Genomic DNA, 17,401 nt, shown 5'->3' on the forward strand with positions numbered 1-17,401 from the left:
ATATCAAGTATTAGCTTTATGTAAAAGTTTGTTAAGGCAGTAGCTACTTTTTGCACATTAGTTTGGGCTAGCTGCGATACTAATTTGTAGCTAAAAGTTGAAAACTGGGTAGCAAAACAGAGTAATCTATTATCCAGAGGGATTGATCCAGCACCAGCCAAACATAGATTTTAAGTTTTAGAACCTAGTTTAGTTGAATGACCTCGTCTCTAGTAACTTAGGTAAATCGCTTCGGCGATGAAGTTATGCCTTCGGACAAGGGAGCTGGAGATCTTGTTTGAACAACACTATCGATTCTAAAGATAGCTCATTACTTTATTTGATTTCATTGTATTGGGAGGAATCCATCGATGAGTATTGTCACGAAATCCATCGTGAATGCAGATGCAGAGGCTCGTTACTTGAGTCCTGGAGAATTAGAAAGAATTAAATCCTTTGTAACAACTGGTGAAAGCCGTCTACGTATCGCTCAAACTCTAACTGAGTCCCGCGAGCGCATCGTTAAACAAGCTGGCGATCAATTGTTCCAAAAGCGTCCTGATGTTGTTTCTCCTGGCGGTAACGCTTACGGCGAAGAAATGACTGCAACTTGTCTGCGTGACATGGACTACTACCTACGCCTAATCACCTATGGTGTAGTAGCAGGTGATGTAACTCCAATTGAAGAAATTGGTTTAGTTGGTGCGAAAGAGATGTATAAGTCTCTAGGTACTGATGTAGGTGCTGTTGCTCAAAGCATCCGTGAAATGAAAAACGTGGCTACTTCCATGATGTCTGCTGATGACACTACCGAAGCAGCTTCCTACTTCGACTATGTTATCGGAGCCATGCAGTAGTATTTAGCATCTAGCTATCTATACTTAACTGCTGATATACCAGTAACAAACTTTTTCAAAAATACACTAACTTATCAGTGTTAAACATTTAAGACTAGGTAAGATAAGGAAACAAAACTATGCAAGACGCAATTACCTCTGTAATTAATTCAGCTGATGTTCAAGGTAGATACCTCGATGGTGCTGCTATGGACAAGCTTAAAAACTATTTTCAAACTGGTCAACTAAGAGTACGTGCAGCAAGCGTAATTAGTGCTAACGCGGCTAGCATCGTTAAAGAAGCAGTAGCAAAATCTTTGCTATATTCTGATGTTACTCGTCCTGGTGGTAACATGTATACTACACGTCGCTATGCAGCTTGTATCCGTGACTTAGACTACTATCTTCGTTATTCTACCTATGCAATGCTAGCTGGAGATCCTTCGATCCTAGATGAGCGTGTATTAAATGGTTTGAAAGAAACTTATAATTCTTTAGGAGTTCCTGTTTCTTCTACAGTTCAAGCTATTCAAGCTATGAAAGAAGTAACTGCTAGCTTAGTTGGTGCTGATGCTGGTAAAGAAATGGGTGTTTATTTCGACTATATCTGCTCTGGCTTAAGCTAAGATCTATTAGCATCCTGAGTTTATCGTAGAATAGTAAGCGTACAAATTCGGGAAGTCTAGAGTGAGTGCTGGTTCTAATAAAGCTTAGTTTTTTCGAGCGCGAAAGAAAAGTAAGTTTAGATGATCTAGTATTGACTCCTGACTCCCGAATTTTGATGTTTTAGTTCTATCTAAGAGACTAAACCAATGTGGCACGATATAAATAAGCAACTAAATTTTTGCTAAACACAATTACTTACAGGAAAACTAAACTTTTTTTAATAAATAGGGAGAATTTATCTCATGCGTATGTTTAAGGTGACTGCCTGTGTTCCCAGTCAAACTAGAATTCGCACTCAAAGAGAATTGCAAAATACTTTTTTCACCAAGCTTGTTCCCTACGATAATTGGTTTCGTGAGCAACAACGAATTATGAAGATGGGTGGCAAAATTATGAAAGTTGAGCTAGCAACAGGCAAACAAGGTATGAATACAGGCTTATCCTAAGGTATCTACCGTATTAATTGAATCGAAAAGGAGGTCTGATTGACCTCTTTTTTGTTGACTAGTTGTTACCTTTGAGAAGAGAAAATATTGTTAATGCAAAAACTGTGAAGCAATATCTAAGTTATTTAATTCCCTTTGTCAATCCTCAAGTCAGATCTTGGACATGGGAAGCTCGATTATTAAACTGGTTGACTTGTATTTGGCTAATTATTGGTTTGGTTACGTTGGTGTCAGCATCATACCCTGAGGGTATGGTGGACTATAATGATGGGCTGTATATTTTTAAGCGACAATTAATTGGAGTTGGCATAGGTATTTTCGGGTTCAATTGGATGGCTCGCAAGCCTTTACGACGAACTCTCAAAATTTCTCCTTTAATAGTGTTAGTTTTGCTATTGTTAATTTTTGCCACTTTAGTTCCTGGTTTGGGTAAAACTACTATGGGAGCAAGTCGTTGGATTGCTATTGGACCATTTTCATTACAGCCATCGGAGTTAATCAAACCTTTTTTGGTCTTACAGGCTGCTTATTTGTTTTCTCGCTGGAACAAACTGCAAAACAAGGTTCGGTTGACCTGGTTGATTGTATTTGCTTTGGTCTTGGCTGGAATTTTAAAACAGCCTAATTTAAGTACCACTGGCTTATGTGGGATGAGTTTATGGCTTATTGCCTTAGCAGCAGAATTACCCTGGAGTCAACTTCTGTCAGTTGCCATTGGTGGGTTTAGTGTAGCAAGTTTAAGTGTAGCTTTAAATTCTTATCAGTTAGATCGTATTACTTCTTTTATTAATCCTTGGAAAGATTACCATGGTAAAGGATATCAGTTAATTCAAAGCTTACTGGCGATCGCTTCAGGGAATTTACATGGTGCGGGATTTGGGCTTTCTCAACAAAAATTATCATACTTACCGATTCGCTCTACAGATTTTATTTTCGCGGTTTACGCTGAAGAATTTGGTTTTATCGGCTGTGTCTTATTACTGTTATTAATTATTGGCTATGGTACTGTGGCATTAAGGGTAGCAATTAAATGTCGTCATAGTACTCCTCGGTTAGTTGCAGTAGGAGCAATGGTTTTTATTGTGGGGCAATCATTAATTAATATTGCTGTGGCTACGGGTTCTCTACCAACCACCGGTTTACCTCTACCGTTTTTTAGTTATGGGATTAACTCAATTATTGCTTCTTTACTATTAGCTGGATTATTAGTGCGAGTTGCCAGAGAAAGTAATACAGCTAAGATAATTGCCCTGAAGCAAAATTCAATAGGAGAGACTTTCACCAGGAAATAAAAAATGATCATACAATAGGTCATCCAACTTAATTAAGCTCTAATTACCAAGCTCAATCTTGCTAAAAATTGCTGCCTTATTTTTAAATCAAGATTAATTATGCCTACTCCCAACAGGGAACTACTCAATTCTGCCCCCAACATCACCAATTCTGAGGAAATAATGCACTTTCCAGGCTCAATTATTGGTAATCGCTACCAGATTATTCAAAAGTTAGGTAGAAAGGAAATGAGTAAAACCTACCTAGCAAAAGATTTACAAGCTACTGGAGACGCTAGATGTGCTGTGGAGCAGTTAGAGCCAACTTGGAAAAATGAGGCAAATTGGCAGGCGATTAAACAACACTTCATTAATGAAGTAGCAATTTTAGAAAGGTTGGGAGATCATCCGCAAATTCCCCGATTTTATCGCTATTTTATTGAAAAAAAACAGTTTTATTTAGTTCGAGAATATATTGATGGCGATAATTTAGCTCAAGAAGTTGAACGTAAAGTATTTGATGAAGCGGATACTGTCTATCTCATCCAAGATACTTTAAGGATCTTGGATTTTATCCATAAAACGAATGTTATTCATCGTAATGTTCAACCGATTCATCTAGTTAGACGGAAACAAGATAACTCCTATGTTCTGATTAATTTCGGCGCCATACGGGAGGTAGAATCAACCGAAATTAACTTCAAAGGAGATATAGTTGCTAACAACCTCTTTGGTAACGAAGCATACATAGCGCCGGAACAAAAAGCAGGACAATCCCACTTTAGTAGTGATATCTATGCCTTAGCGAAAACAGCAGTTTATGCTTTGACTGGACAAGCGCCAAAAGATTTAGAGCCAACTCCAAGCCTGTGGTTAACTCAAATTCAGCTAAGTCCCAAATTAAAAATAATTTTGACCAAAATGATGTCCTTAAGTATCGATGAACGCTATCGTTCTGCTCTAGAGGTACTTCAGGATCTGCGACCATTACTTAAAATTAAACAGGTAATCGGAGGTCGTTATTCTATTACCCGTTATTTGGGTGGTAATGCTGGTATTGAGACTTATTTGGCTGATAATTTGCGTCGTCAATATCAATCTCCCTGTTTAATTAAGCAAATTGAACTGACTGATACACCTAGTGATGGCAAAATCACTATAGAACGGCGTTTTGCGGAAGAACTATCAGTTTTAGAAAGACTGGGATACCACGATCAAATTCCCCAACTTTGGGACCATTTTGAGGAAAATGACGAATTTTATCTAGTTCAAGAATATATCCCAGGGGAAAACTTAGCTCAAAAAATAGAGCAGCAAAATCTATCGACTGCAGAAATAATTGGCATTTTAGAAAGTACCCTTGCTGTTTTAAGATTCATTCATCAAAATCGCATTATTCATCGCAATATTAAACCCTCAAACTTAATGATTCGCCATGAAGATCAGCAGGTTATTTTGACTGATTTTGGCATTTTGGCGGATTTAAAAATGCTACCCAATGTCACTCTAGACTCCAGCCACAATAAAGATAAGAAAAACTACTTGTCTCCAGAACAAATTGCTGGTAGACCAACTATTAATAGCGACCTATATGCTTTGGGTATGACTATGATTGAAGCTTTAACTAAGGTCAAACCAGCTACATTTCCGAGAGATAAGCAAACAGGAAAAATAATCTGGTCACAACAAATTGTGATTGATCGCCGATTGGTGAAAATTATCGATAAGATGATTCATCTAGATGTGGGACAACGTTATCAATCCGCGGATAAAGTTTTAAATGACTTGCACAAAATTAATTTTTCTGCCAAATCTTTAATTCAATACCCCCTAGGATTACAGAGCGATACGACAAATACTGAGGAATTAACCCAGTCTAGAAAACCTGTCTTGCCAATTGTAATCGGTTTACTAGGGATATTTTTTCTCCTTGGAAGTATTGAATTTGCTTATCCTACAGTTAGACCGTTCTACTACTGGTATCAGGGTAAACAGCTATTAACCAAAAACCCCCAAGCTGCCCTGAATAGTTTCACTAAAGCTATCGATCTTAAGCCGGAGAGTGTTCTTGCTTGGTCAGGTAGGGGCGATGCTTTATATAAACTAGAGCTGTATTCAGAGGCTTTAGAAGCCTATTATGAAGCAGCTGAGTTAGATTCAACAGACTTTAGCAACTGGAAGAAGCAGGGGGATGTTCTCTATAGTTTAGAACGATTTACTGAAGCGATCGCTGCATACGATCGAGCATTAGAATTACAGCAAGATGATGGAGAACTTTATAATCACAAAGGAAAAGCTCTCTATAAGCTACAAGGGTACCAAACAGCTTTGACTATGCAGGAAGCAGCGTTAGAAATTGATCGCCTTAATGCTCAATTTTTGAGCGATCGCGCTAAAAACCTGCAAGCCTTGGGTAGATATTACGATGCATTAACAGTATTGAATCGAGTTCAAGCCATTGAACCGTTAAATTTAAAGCTATGGCAAGACAAACCTCTGATTCTAAAAGCTTTAAATCGTCCTCAAGAAGCTGCGCGGGTCAATCAAGAAATTATTCGCAATTATCAAGATATAATCCAGAAAAATCCCGAAAAAGCTCGTATTTGGCTTTCACAAGGAGACTTTTTTGCTGCTGGGCAAATGTATCAGAAAGCCATAAATTCCTACGAGCGGGCAATTGCGCTCAAAGCAAATCTCTATCAAGCTTGGGTTGCCAAAGGGCAAATTTTAGCTAAAATCGGTCAAGATCAGGAGGCATTAGCAGCCCTAGATCAAGCCTTACAAATTCGTCCTCAATCCTATATGGCTTGGCACGCTAAAGGATTAGTGCATCAGAATAATCAAAATAACTTACCTCAGGCGATCGCTCAATATAATAAGGCAATTGCCATTAATCCCAATTATGCACCACTGTGGCGAGATCGAGGGCTAGCTTTAAATCAACAAGGAAATTATACTCAAGCTATTGAATCCCTGACTAAAGCTAGCGAAATTGCGCCTCAAGATATTAAGAGCTGGTTAGGTCTGGCAACTGCTTGGGAGATGCTCGATCAAGATCAAAAAGCGTTAGCAGCTTTGGATAAAGCGATTGAAATCAAACCACAGGAGCCGATGATTTGGAGGCAGAAGGGTATGATTTATACTAAAAATGGTCAATATAATGAAGCTTGTGACACTTACCGTCGTTCGCGCTTGGCTACTCCTAGCTCTGAGCAAATTCTAGATGCGATGAGAAACCTGGGGTGTCGAATGAATTAAGTTTTTAACAAAATAACAAAAACTGCAAGCTATTGGCTGTTAGCCAATAGCTTGTTTAAATATGCTCCTACTTAAATTTAGTTCTTAGCTGAAGCTAACAATTCAGGTGGTATTAAGACTTGGTCGATGGGAATTACCATACCATCGCTGGCTGCCAGAGGTTCACTAGCATTAGCTTCATTTAACTTGATGCTAACCTGATCATCTCCCACTGGGACACTAGTAATCTGTACTGAATTTTCCTCTAATACAGTAGGTACTGAACCATTTTGGAAGTCTGATTCGCTAATCTGACCTTCTACCAAATGATATTGCATTAGCATTTTAAAATTTTCTGGCTCAGCTAACTTCTCTTTCATTTCGGGAGATAAATTAGCAAATGCTTCTTCACTTGGAACTAAAACAGTTAACTGATCTTGATTATCTAAAGTATCTTGTAAATTCGCTTCCTCTAAACGCGAATTAAATTCTGGAAATTGCTCTAATAGAAGATCTAGGTCGACTTCATCGTCAGCTGACTGGTAATAGGCTGCAAAAGGATTAAAAAAACTAGCAGATGGAAAATAAAATCCTGGTTGTTGAAATCCTGGTTGTTGAGCAAAAACTGGAGCAGTAGCTGCATAAGTAGCTCCTGCCAAAATAGCTGCCAGGGTAACTTGGTTAAATTTTTGTTTTAATGACATGGTCTTCAAGATGAGAATTAAGATGTATATGATTTTTTGACTTAAAGCAAATGGAACCATTTTCGAACAAAGTAATGTAAGCGACAATGGTGCTCAAAGATAATTATTTTCAGTAGTTTGGCTGCCAATAGTGCATATAGTTTACCTTTAAGATATAAGTTCTACATAGGAACTTCACTCCGAATATTATCTAGTTCACTTATAATTTTTAATATAGATAATACTAGATACAAATATGCGTTTTGCTGCTCAAAATTTCTAATTATAAAAAGCAATAACAGTTACCCAATAGAACAATAGACGAGAGAGGCAAGAATAGGGTCAGCCAGGTAAAGAATAATTAAGATTCCTAAACGCCTTTTTTAACTCTACTTTTTGATTAAACTTAATATGATAAATCTTTATACTCTGTCCATAATACTATTATCTTTAAATTTTCCAACATTATAATAAGAACTTAACTTTAAATTAACAAATTAGTGGAATTGATTTAGTCAAATCTGGTTGTGAGTCGGTAGAGCATCTACCTCTAATCATAATGAAGCAAGACCAAATAAAAACAATCGGTGGACGATATAAGCTAATTCAAGAGCTAAACAAAGGTAGATGGAGCAAAACCTACTTGGCCGAAGATTTAGGAATGCCCCAAAGATTAAAATGCATAGTTAAACAACTCCAGCTAAGACTTGATGACCCGGTAAATCTAGCCCAGATCAAAGCTTTATGGGTTCAACAAGCCACAGTTTGGCAGATGAGAGTAATCAATAATCAAATTACACAACTTTTAGCTTGTTTCGAGGAAAATAACCGCTTTTATCTGATTCAAAAATACATTGAGGGAGAAACATTAGCTACAAGACTACAAAAAACTCCCCAGATTAGCGAAACCCAAACCATAAGCTGGCTCAAAGAGATTTTGTCAATTCTCGTCTCCATTCATCAACAGGGAATTGTACATGGCAACTTGAAACCCTCTAATTTTGCCATCTCTCTACCAGATCATCGAATTGTTTTGATTGATTTTGGTCTAATTCACAATCTTGTCGAACGTCTAATTATTCAAAAGAAAACAACCAAACTAATTACCGAAGAAAATAGTTATTATCCACAAAATTTAGTCAATGGGAGACAACAACAAGCTTATCAGGCTGATTTTTATGCTGTCGGAATTATGGCAATTCAGATGCTCGCAGGCATAGATCCAGCCAAATTAATGTCTCCCCCTGTGGTCAAAGCTATCTTCAAACAAGAAAACTGCAAGCTCTCTCGCAAATTAGTCAACATAATTGAGCGCATGATCACTCTGGATGCTCCCAATTGTTACACTTCGGCAGAGGAAATTATTACCGATCTCAATCAAATTAACTCCCCAACGAAAAATATTGAGTCAAAAAACAGCAAATTGATTGCTACTACCTCAATTATTTCCTCAGAGTTACAATCCAAAATTAAAACCGCATTTAATAGAATTTATCAACAACCTAAATACTTCGTAGCGGTAGTTATTGCTATCCTAGCCTTGGGTGGCATGGGTGAACTATTATTTCCTACTATAAGACCTTTTTACCATATCTGGCAGGGAAAAAAACAGTTATCAGAAGACCCCAAAACTGCCCTTAAAAGTTTTCAAGAAGCGATTAAAATTAATTCTCAATCAACTTCGGCTTGGAAAAATCGAGGAGATGCTTTATTTTATTTAGAACGTTATCGAGCTGCGATCGCCGCTTACGACAAAGCATTACAGATTAGCCCTAACAATTCCCAAGTATGGGCCGGCAGAGGTGAAGCCTTGTATCGGTTGGAACGTTTTGAAGCAGCAGTTACGGCTTACGATAAAGCATTGCAGTTAAGTCCTAAAGATGTGGCAGTTTTGAATCGAAAAGGAAGGGCTTTATATAAACTAGAACGTTATCCAGATGCTCTGGCAGCTCAAGAGCAGGCACTGAGATTAAAACCTGATTACGTTAATGCGATGAAAGATCGTGGCGTTGCTTTACTAGGCATGGGTAAACACGAAGAGGCAATGGTCGCTTTTAACAATGCTCAGGCTTTTGATCCTCTTAACCCAGAACTCTGGCAAAATAGAGCCTTGGCACTGCAATATATTAATCAGCCTCAAGAGGCAATGCGACTTTATCAAGAGGCGGTCGAAGCCTACGATAAGCAAGTTCGAGAAAACCCCAAAAATATCACCGCTATTCTCGATAAAGCCAATGTGCTGGGTAAATTACAGCAGCATCAACAAGCACTTTTAGCCTATGAACAGGCTTTGACTGTTAACCCAGATTCCCATTTAGCTTTATTAGGTAAAGGCAACACACTATTTGCTTTACGTAAATATGAGGAAGCTTTGGCAGCATTTGATCGAGCATTAAAACTACAGCCCAAATCTTACCTAACTTGGCATAATCGTGGGTCACTTTTACAAGATGGTCTTAGAAATTTACCAGAGGCGATCGCCTCTTACGAACGCTCTACAGAAATTAATCCCAGCTTCTATCATGCCTGGCGCGATCGCGGAGTAGCTTTAAGCCAAATTCAACAGCATCAAGAGGCACTCAATTCATTCAAAAAAGCCTTAAATATCCAACCCAATGATTATAAATCTTGGGTTGCTCGTGGCATCACTCTGTCATCATTAGACCGCAACGACGAAGCGATCGCCTCTTTTGATCGAGCAGTAGAAATCCAACCCCACGACCCATTTGTCTTAATGAATCGCGCTGCTGCCTTAGAAAAAAGTCAAAGGTATACAGAAGCTTGTGATGTTTATCGACAGCTAAAACAAATTAATCCTCAATTTTCACCAGCGATTCGAGCCATGAACAACATAGGCTGTGTATCAACTGAATAACATCGATACTATGAGCCGATACAAAAAAATCAGACAAAGCTTAAAACCTCGTCTGATTAAAAGCTATTAGCTATTAGCTATTAGCTGATAACTTTTATTGATCAACTTTTAAAAACGGAAAGTAGTCCGAATAGTTCCGACATAAAGAGTGTCGTTATCCGCAATATGACCTGGATTAGTCACAAAGAAAAATCCTGGAGTAATTGATATATGATCGTTAACTGTATAGCGATAGAAAAACTCAAAATGCAAGGAAGTGGCTTCATCTTCTTGACCTAAACTAGTAGGCAAAACATCTGCATCAACTAAATCATCAGCCACTTGACCGATATTTTCATCAGTTCTTGGTAAACCTCGGGCATCAACCTCTTGTAAGATTGTCCCTACAGTATCTAAGTTAGGGTTGTTATCAGTAACGACAGTCTCAGACTCATTATTTATCACCTGCTCAAAAAATGGTACAGAATTCCCTCTGGTTTCTGGTCCTGCGTTCACTAATTTGGGAGGCATCCCAAATATAAAACCGAATAGATCCCCTTCTCTACCAAAAGGCTCGTTAAAACCGAAAGAAAGTGAGAAAGTTGCCGACTCAGCAAAAGGCTCTTCCCCAGCAGAATCACCAATCCCATTAATATTAGGATTCCCTACGGCAAACTCATCATCAAAATCAGGAAGTGCATTGATAAAGTCAGTAAAAGTATAACCACCCCAAGCGGCTAAATTTATTTTTTCCGTAGCATTCCACTGAAAACTACCTCCCACTGCATTAATTTGTGCAGGTTGATCGCCCAAGAAAAATCTACAGCAGGGAGCAAAAGTTGGATCGTTTTGAGCGGCTAATGAGGAAGGAACCCTGGCATTAGACCATAATCCTCCTGTTTCTGCATTGACACTACCTGTAAAAGTACCTAAAGTACCATCACTTGAGTATGCATTAACATAATTGATTCCTGTAACTATACTGTCGGTCGGTTGAACTAGAAGTTGTACGCCCAAAGCACTATGGTCTGCGCCAAAGAAGCCTCCCTCGGTATCTCCACTATCTCTGGTGCCATAAGCAGCTTGAAATCTTATCGGGTCGGCAATTTTCCAATCAAAACCGACCCCAGCATCCATAGCACCACCGATACGTAAAATCGGATTAACCTGTCCAAAACGAGAGACAGAACCCCGACCAATATCAAAAAACGGTGTATTAGAGGTAAGAACATTACTGAGGGCAAAACCATATGCCGCGCCATAAAAAACTACTTTGTCATTAAATGCGGGAAAACGATACTCTAAGATATCAATAAATACCTCGTCATCTAAATCCGCTTGATAGCCCAAACGAGCCATATAGGTGTTTAAAGATTCAGCGTTGGTAAAACCACCATCATCAAAATTACCAGTGGTTAAAAACATCCGTAGCCTGTCTTGACCTGTGAAGGAACTTTGTAAGCCTAATCTAGCAGTATAGGTGAAAACTGTTTCCGTATCTGGATCATTGCGGTTTACACAATCTGCACCATCTGAAGCTTCAGTATCTGTCAAATCTTCGATAATTGTACATCCCCCTGGAGGATCGCCTCCAAAGGCATCGGCGAGAGCAAAGATCACTTCTCCATTTAAAATGGTTGTCGTCGAAAACTGATGATCTTCTAACCACGATATACGACCGTCTAAATTATCAACTCGTCCGGCGATCGCTTGTAGCTCTGTCTCAAATTCTTGAGTTAGGCGATTAATTGTCTGTAAATCTTCTTGACTGACAGTTTCTTGGCTGGCAATTAAACGTTCAATTTGTTCTAAACAAGAGTTTAATCCGGCAGCAAATTCATAACGAGTAAGGGACTGGTTTCCGCGAAAAGTTTGATCGGGATAACCACTAATGCAGCCATATCTATTCACCAAAGAACGTAATGCCTCGTAAGCCCAATCGTTTGGTGCAACGTCCCGCATCTGGGAAACATTAGTAGTCTGCACTAAATAAGTCTCAGGTATGATTGTCTCTTCCCCCAGGGAGCCTGCATTAGACTGATAATCAGTTAACACCGGGGAAGTTGGATTATCCGAGGTACTGACTGCCTCTGAATTTGTAGTTGGTAATAGCCGATTAAAACTGGTTTTTGATGCCAACTCCAAGTTACTAAATTTATCAAAGTTAGAGTCTGATAAATTGAGACTTGGATACCAGTTGTAATGAGGGTTTTTATTTTCTACACTTGTCTTAGCATCGAGCCAATTAAACTGATGCTTATAAGACTCTGCTTTAGCTACAGAAGTTAATAATAAAAATATAGATATTCCCGACAACCCAGATACTATAAGCTTAGTATTCATTTACACTCCTATTCCACCTTAAATAGTTAAAAACACCTAAAAACCATTAATGTTTGGTTATTTAGATTAATGATTTCTAGTAGTTTCTAGACTTCTACAAAAGAAGTATTAAATAGCTAAGTTAGCCCAAGTTAGGTCCCTTATTACCATTTGTAATGAAAGTTATTTAAGCAAGAGTTTTTGTAACTATCTATTACAGGTTGAATTTCTACCACCTTTGATTCTTAACGATTACTTACAATCTTCTCCTAACTGCAAAAATTCATAATCTAGTGAAATGCCAATGACTTTATTCATTCGCATCTCAGGTTAACTACTAACCTTTAAAAACGGAAAGTAGTCCGAATAGTTCCGACATAAAGAGTATCATTATCCTCAATATGACCTGGATTAGTCACGAAGAAAAACCCAGGAGTAATTGATATGTGATCGTTAACTGTATAGCGATAGAAAAATTCAAAGTGCAATGAAGTTGCTTCATCTTCTCGTCCGAACTGTTCAGCAGTTCCTTCGGGTCGAAGATTGCCATTATTAGGATCTCCTACATCTGGGTCTTCTGTTAAAAAAGCTCTAGGATCGTTATCGGTAACGGAAACCGCATCTTCATTGTTAATTACCTGCTCAGAAAAAGGTACAGACTGACCTGCGGTTGTTGGTCCAGCATCAACTAATTTAGGTGGCATACCAAAAATAAATCCAAACAAATCACCTTCACGGTTAAAGGGATCGGAAAAACCTAAGGAAAATTGGTAAGATAGCGTATTCGCATAAGGCTTTTCTCCGGCCACAGCTGGATTACCAACGAGTGGATTTCCATCTCCTCCAAAATCAGGAATTTCATTCAGAAAGTTGGAGAAAGTGTAAGCTGCTGAAGCACCAAAATTTAAGTTTTCTCGTAAATTCCATTGAAAAGTTCCTCCCACAGCATTAATTTGTGCGGGTAGATCGCCAATATCCACTCCCTCGCCCCAAAAAGCATTTAAATCACTATCAGGAAGTCTTCCCCCAGACCATAAACCATTGGTTTCGGCATTAACACTACCAGTAAAAGTTCCTAAGCTACCATCTTTAGAGTAAGCATTGACATAGGTTAATCCTGTAACGATATCTTCTGTAGGCTGGAGCAATAATTGCACTCCCAAAGCACTATGATCGGCAGCAAAAAACCCTTGATCAGGATTGGCAGTATCTCTTGTACCATAGGCAAATTGTAAGCGCACAGGGTCGGCAATTAACCAATCAAATCCCACTCCCGCATCCATAGCTCCACCTATTCTAAAAATAGGATTGAGTTGTCCAAAGCGGGATACTGCCCCCCGTCCAATGTCAAAGTAGGGGGAATTGGAGGTTAAAACATTACTTAAAGCAAAACCAAAAGTTGACCCGTAGAATGCCACTCGGTCATTAAAAGCAGGAATACGATATTCCAAAATGTCTAATATAACTTGATTTTCTAGTCCTGCTTGATAACTTAAGCGAGGTGCATAGGTATTAAATGATTCGGTGCATAGGTATTAAATGATTCAGGATTGGTAAACCCACCATTATCGAAGTTACCAGTGGTTAAAAACATTCGCAAACGGTCTTGACCTGTAAATGAACTTTGTAGTCCCAAACGTGCCAAGTAAGCAAAAACCGTCTCAGTTTCAGGATCTTCAGCGGTGGATATGGCGTTTCCATCTTCTCGAATGCCACAGTTAACTAAATTATTAGTGCGACCATTTTGCAAATTAAGGTCTAAAATGGAGCATCCCCCAGGAGGTCCGCCACCAAAAGCATCAGCCAGAGCAAAGATAACTTCTCCATTTAAAATGGTGGTCGTGGAAAATTGATGGTCTTCTAGCCATGTTATGCGACCATCTAAATTATCAACTCGTCCGGCGATCGCTTGCAGTTCAGTTTTAAATTCTTGAGTTAGGCGATTAATCGTTGGTAAATCTTCTTGACTGATAGTTTCTTGTTCAGCGATTGAACGTTCAATTTGTTCTAAACAAGAGTTTAAACCTGCGGCAAATTCATAACGACTAAGGGTCTGGTTGCCGCGAAACGTTTGCTCGGGAAAACCACTGATACAGCCATATCTATCTACCAGGGAGCGTAATGCTTCGTATGCCCAGTCATTTGGTGCAACATCTTGCATTCGAGACACATTAGTAGTCTGAACCAGATGAGTCTCAGGTATGATTGTTTCTATTCCTAGAGAGTTAGCATTTGTCTGATAATCTTTTAATACTGGAACATTTGGAGTATCTGAGGAAGTGATTGGTCCTGGATTTTTTGCTGGCAAGGGCAAACTCCAACTAGTTTTTGCTGCCAACCCAAAATTACGAAATCTATCAAAGTTGAAGTTGGATAAATGGAGGTTTTGATGCCAGTTATAACGAGGATTTTTATCTTCTATGCTTGCCTTGGCATCAAGCCAATTAAACTGATGCTTATAGGTCTCTGCGTTAGCTACAGATGATAATAACAAAAATATAGGTATTCCAGATAACCCAGATAGTATATGTTTAGTCTTCATTCACACTCCTATTCCACTTTAAATAGTTAAAAACACCTAAAAACCATTAATGTTTGATTGTTTAGATTAATGATTTCTAGTAGTTTTTAGACTTCTACAAAAGAAGCGTTAAATAGCTAAGTTAGACCAATTCAGGTCCCTTATTACCATTTGTAATGAAAGTTATTTAAGCAAAAGTTTTTGTAACTATCTATTATGAGCTTAATCTCTACTATCTTTGATTCTTAACAGTTACCTATAATCTTCTCCTAACAGCAATAATTCACGGTCTAGTGAAATCCAAGGACTTTATTCATTCGCATCTCAGGTTAATTACTAACCTTACTAACCTTTAAAAACGGAAAGTAGTCCGAATTGTTCCGACATAAAGAGTATCATTATCCTCAATATGACCTGGATTAGTTACGAAGAAAAACCCTGGAGTAATTGATATGTGATCGTTAACTGTATAGCGATAGAAAAATTCAAAGTGCAAAGAAGTGGCTTCATCTTCTCGTCCAAATTGTTCCGAGCTTCCTGGTGGTCTGGGACTACCATCACTTCCCGTGCGCGGATCGGAACGAGGATCGTTATCAGTAACAACCTCCTCTTCCTCGTTATTTATCACCTGTTCAAAAAAAGGCACGTCTTGACCTCGTGTTATTGGTCCCGCATCAACTAACTTAGGCGGCATTCCAAAAAGGAAAGCGAATAAATCTCCTTCACGACCAAAAGGATCGCTATAACCGAGGGAAAAAAGATAAGTTAGGGTATTGCCAAAGGGTTCTTGTCCGGCTACTCCTTGGGTATCTCCTGCAAATTCAGGAATTTCCCTAAGGAAGTCAGTAAAAGTATAAGCTGCCCAACTACCAAAGGTTAGGTTATCTACTATACGCCATTGCAAGCTTCCACCAATGGCATTAGTTTGAGCAGGAAAATCTCCCAGTTCTAAACCAAAGCCAGGGTTAGCGGAGGGTTCTCCCTGTGCATTTGGTTGATCTGGAAGCCTTCCTCCAGACCATAAACCTGTAGTTTCAGCATTGACACTACCTGTGAAAGTGCCTAGAATTCCATCGCTATTATAGGAATTAATATAGTTTATTCCCGCCACAATATTTTCAGTAGGTTGCACTAAGAACTGCACCCCTAAAGCACTGTGGTCTGAACCGAAAAATCCTTGCTCTGAGTTGCCACTATTTCTGGTTCCATAAGCAAACTGTAAGCGTACTGGATCGGTAATTAACCAATCAAAACCGACTCCAGCATCCATTGCTCCACCAATCCTAAAAATAGGATTTAGTTGCCCAAAACGGGAAACTGCTCCTCGCCCAATATCAAAGTAAGGAGAATTGGCAGTCAGAACATTACTCAAGGCAAATCCAAAGGTAGAAGCGTAAAAAACAACCTTGTCATCAAAAGCAGGAAAGCGATATTCCAAAATATCTAACACTACTTGATTTTCTAAACCTGCCTGATATCCCAAACGAGCCATATAGGTGTTCAAGGATTGGATATTGGTAAAACCACCATCATCAAAGTTACCTGTGGTTAAAAACATTCGCAGGCGGTCTTGACCTGTAAAAGAACTTTGCAATCCCAAGCGAGCTAAGTAAGCAAATACTGTATTGGTTTCCGGATCTCGTGGGTCTGAACAGTCAACTACGTCTTGACTGAAAACATTTTCTGATGATTCCTCTGAGATGAATGTACATCCTCCAGGAGGTCCGCCACCAAAGGAATCAGCTAGAGCAAAGACAACTTCTCCATTAAAAATGGTGGTTGTGGAAAATTGATTATCTTCCAGCCATCCTAAACGACTGTCTAGATTATCAACTCGTCCGGCGATCGCTTGCAATTCTGTCTCAAATTCTTGAGTTAGTCTATTAATTGTTTGTAAATCTTCTTGACTGACAGTTTCTTGGCTGGCGATTAAACGTTCAATTTGTTGTAAACAAGAGTTTAATCCGGCGGCAAATTGATAACGACTAAGGGACTGGTTCCCGCGAAAAGTTTGATCGGGAAAACCGCTAATACAGCTATATCTGTTTACCAAGGAGCGTAATGCCTCGTATGCCCAATCATTTGGCGCAACGTCTCGCATTTGAGACACATTAGTAGTCTGAACTAAATAAGTTTCAGGGATGATTGTCTCTTCGCCTAAAGAGCCAGCATGAGGTTGGTAATCATTTAAAACTGGTGAAGTTAGATGATCCGAAGGATTTATTGCACCTGAAGTTTTGGTTGCCAAGGGCGAACTAAAACTGGTTTTCGATGCTAACTCAAAGTTCTCAAATTTATCAAAATGAAAGTCTGATAAATCGCTGCTTTGTTGCCAGTTAGAATGAGAATTCTGATTTTCGGCGATTGAGCTAGACCCATCACTAAAGGCAATCTCCTTGGAATCGAGCCAATGAAAATGATGCCCATTGAACTCTGCTTGAGCTATAGAGGTCGATAGGAAAAATATAGATAGACCAGAAAACCCAGATAATATCAGCTTAGCTTTCATTCACACTCCCACACCAAAGTTAGTAAGTTTTAAAAAAGCTAAAAACAAATTTAATTTGATTAATCAAAAATTCATTT

The 17,401-nt window shown here is 38.8% G+C and carries 9 protein-coding genes and 1 pseudogene; 6 read left to right on the top strand and 4 right to left on the bottom strand.

All coding sequences use genetic code 11. The features are described from left to right. The first annotated feature begins 350 nt into the window (after window positions 1–350). The 5 genes from PLEUR7319_RS0122065 to PLEUR7319_RS0122085 all read left to right on the top strand — a co-directional run bounded on the left by PLEUR7319_RS0122065 (window position 351) and on the right by PLEUR7319_RS0122085 (window position 6,456). Window positions 351–836 carry an allophycocyanin subunit alpha gene (locus tag PLEUR7319_RS0122065; protein ID WP_019507409.1) on the top strand — a complete coding sequence of 162 codons (486 nt, stop codon included), beginning with the start codon at window positions 351–353 and terminating at the stop codon, window positions 834–836. A 119-nt stretch (window positions 837–955) separates the two neighbouring features. After that, a complete protein-coding gene (apcB, locus tag PLEUR7319_RS0122070; RefSeq protein ID WP_019507410.1) occupies window positions 956–1,441 on the top strand; it encodes an allophycocyanin subunit beta in 486 nt (161 codons plus the stop codon). 282 nt (window positions 1,442–1,723) lie between these two features. Continuing rightward, the gene (locus tag PLEUR7319_RS0122075) at window positions 1,724–1,927 is read left to right on the top strand and encodes a phycobilisome linker polypeptide (protein WP_026102699.1); all 204 of its coding nucleotides are present in this window, start codon (window positions 1,724–1,726) and stop codon (window positions 1,925–1,927) included. Between the two features lie 104 nt (window positions 1,928–2,031). Then, on the top strand, window positions 2,032–3,219 hold the full coding sequence (locus PLEUR7319_RS0122080; RefSeq protein ID WP_036800586.1) for an FtsW/RodA/SpoVE family cell cycle protein: 1,188 nt from the start codon (window positions 2,032–2,034) through the stop codon (window positions 3,217–3,219). Window positions 3,220–3,318: 99 nt separating this feature from the next. Further along, on the top strand, window positions 3,319–6,456 hold the full coding sequence (locus PLEUR7319_RS0122085) for a serine/threonine-protein kinase (protein ID WP_019507413.1): 3,138 nt from the start codon (window positions 3,319–3,321) through the stop codon (window positions 6,454–6,456). 77 nt (window positions 6,457–6,533) lie between these two features. On the opposite strand, the gene PLEUR7319_RS0122090 is transcribed toward PLEUR7319_RS0122085, so the two are convergent. Then, on the bottom strand, window positions 6,534–7,139 hold the full coding sequence (locus tag PLEUR7319_RS0122090) for a fasciclin domain-containing protein (RefSeq protein WP_019507414.1): 606 nt from the start codon (window positions 7,137–7,139) through the stop codon (window positions 6,534–6,536). A gap of 538 nt (window positions 7,140–7,677) precedes the next feature. Between PLEUR7319_RS0122090 and PLEUR7319_RS36375 the strand changes: the two genes are divergently transcribed. Beyond that, window positions 7,678–9,993 (top strand): tetratricopeptide repeat protein, encoded by a 2,316-nt coding sequence (locus tag PLEUR7319_RS36375; protein ID WP_019507415.1) that lies wholly within the window; start codon window positions 7,678–7,680, stop codon window positions 9,991–9,993. Window positions 9,994–10,101: 108 nt separating this feature from the next. Here the strand turns inward: PLEUR7319_RS36375 and PLEUR7319_RS0122100 are convergent, their stop codons facing one another. The 3 genes and pseudogenes from PLEUR7319_RS0122100 to PLEUR7319_RS0122110 form a co-directional block, all read right to left on the bottom strand. After that, window positions 10,102–12,315: an iron uptake porin gene (locus PLEUR7319_RS0122100; RefSeq protein WP_019507416.1), complete on the bottom strand. Its 2,214-nt coding sequence runs from the start codon at window positions 12,313–12,315 to the stop codon at window positions 10,102–10,104. Window positions 12,316–12,638: 323 nt separating this feature from the next. Continuing rightward, window positions 12,639–14,836, bottom strand: a pseudogene (locus PLEUR7319_RS42820) (iron uptake porin). 331 nt (window positions 14,837–15,167) lie between these two features. Further along, window positions 15,168–17,324 carry an iron uptake porin gene (locus tag PLEUR7319_RS0122110; RefSeq protein WP_019507419.1) on the bottom strand — a complete coding sequence of 719 codons (2,157 nt, stop codon included), beginning with the start codon at window positions 17,322–17,324 and terminating at the stop codon, window positions 15,168–15,170. Between the last annotated feature and the right edge of the window lie 77 nt (window positions 17,325–17,401).

It is taken from the genome of Pleurocapsa sp. PCC 7319 (assembly GCF_000332195.1).
In the GTDB taxonomy this organism is placed as follows: domain Bacteria; phylum Cyanobacteriota; class Cyanobacteriia; order Cyanobacteriales; family Xenococcaceae; genus Waterburya.

Coding starts and splice junctions, on each gene's coding strand:
- PLEUR7319_RS0122065 (WP_019507409.1), top strand. CDS start 351: ATGAGTATTGTCACGAAATCCATCGTGAATGCAGATGCAGAGGCTCGT.
- apcB (WP_019507410.1), top strand. CDS start 956: ATGCAAGACGCAATTACCTCTGTAATTAATTCAGCTGATGTTCAAGGT.
- PLEUR7319_RS0122075 (WP_026102699.1), top strand. CDS start 1,724: ATGCGTATGTTTAAGGTGACTGCCTGTGTTCCCAGTCAAACTAGAATT.
- PLEUR7319_RS0122085 (WP_019507413.1), top strand. CDS start 3,319: ATGCCTACTCCCAACAGGGAACTACTCAATTCTGCCCCCAACATCACC.
- PLEUR7319_RS0122090 (WP_019507414.1), bottom strand. CDS start 7,139: ATGTCATTAAAACAAAAATTTAACCAAGTTACCCTGGCAGCTATTTTG.
- PLEUR7319_RS36375 (WP_019507415.1), top strand. CDS start 7,678: ATGAAGCAAGACCAAATAAAAACAATCGGTGGACGATATAAGCTAATT.
- PLEUR7319_RS0122100 (WP_019507416.1), bottom strand. CDS start 12,315: ATGAATACTAAGCTTATAGTATCTGGGTTGTCGGGAATATCTATATTT.
- PLEUR7319_RS0122110 (WP_019507419.1), bottom strand. CDS start 17,324: ATGAAAGCTAAGCTGATATTATCTGGGTTTTCTGGTCTATCTATATTT.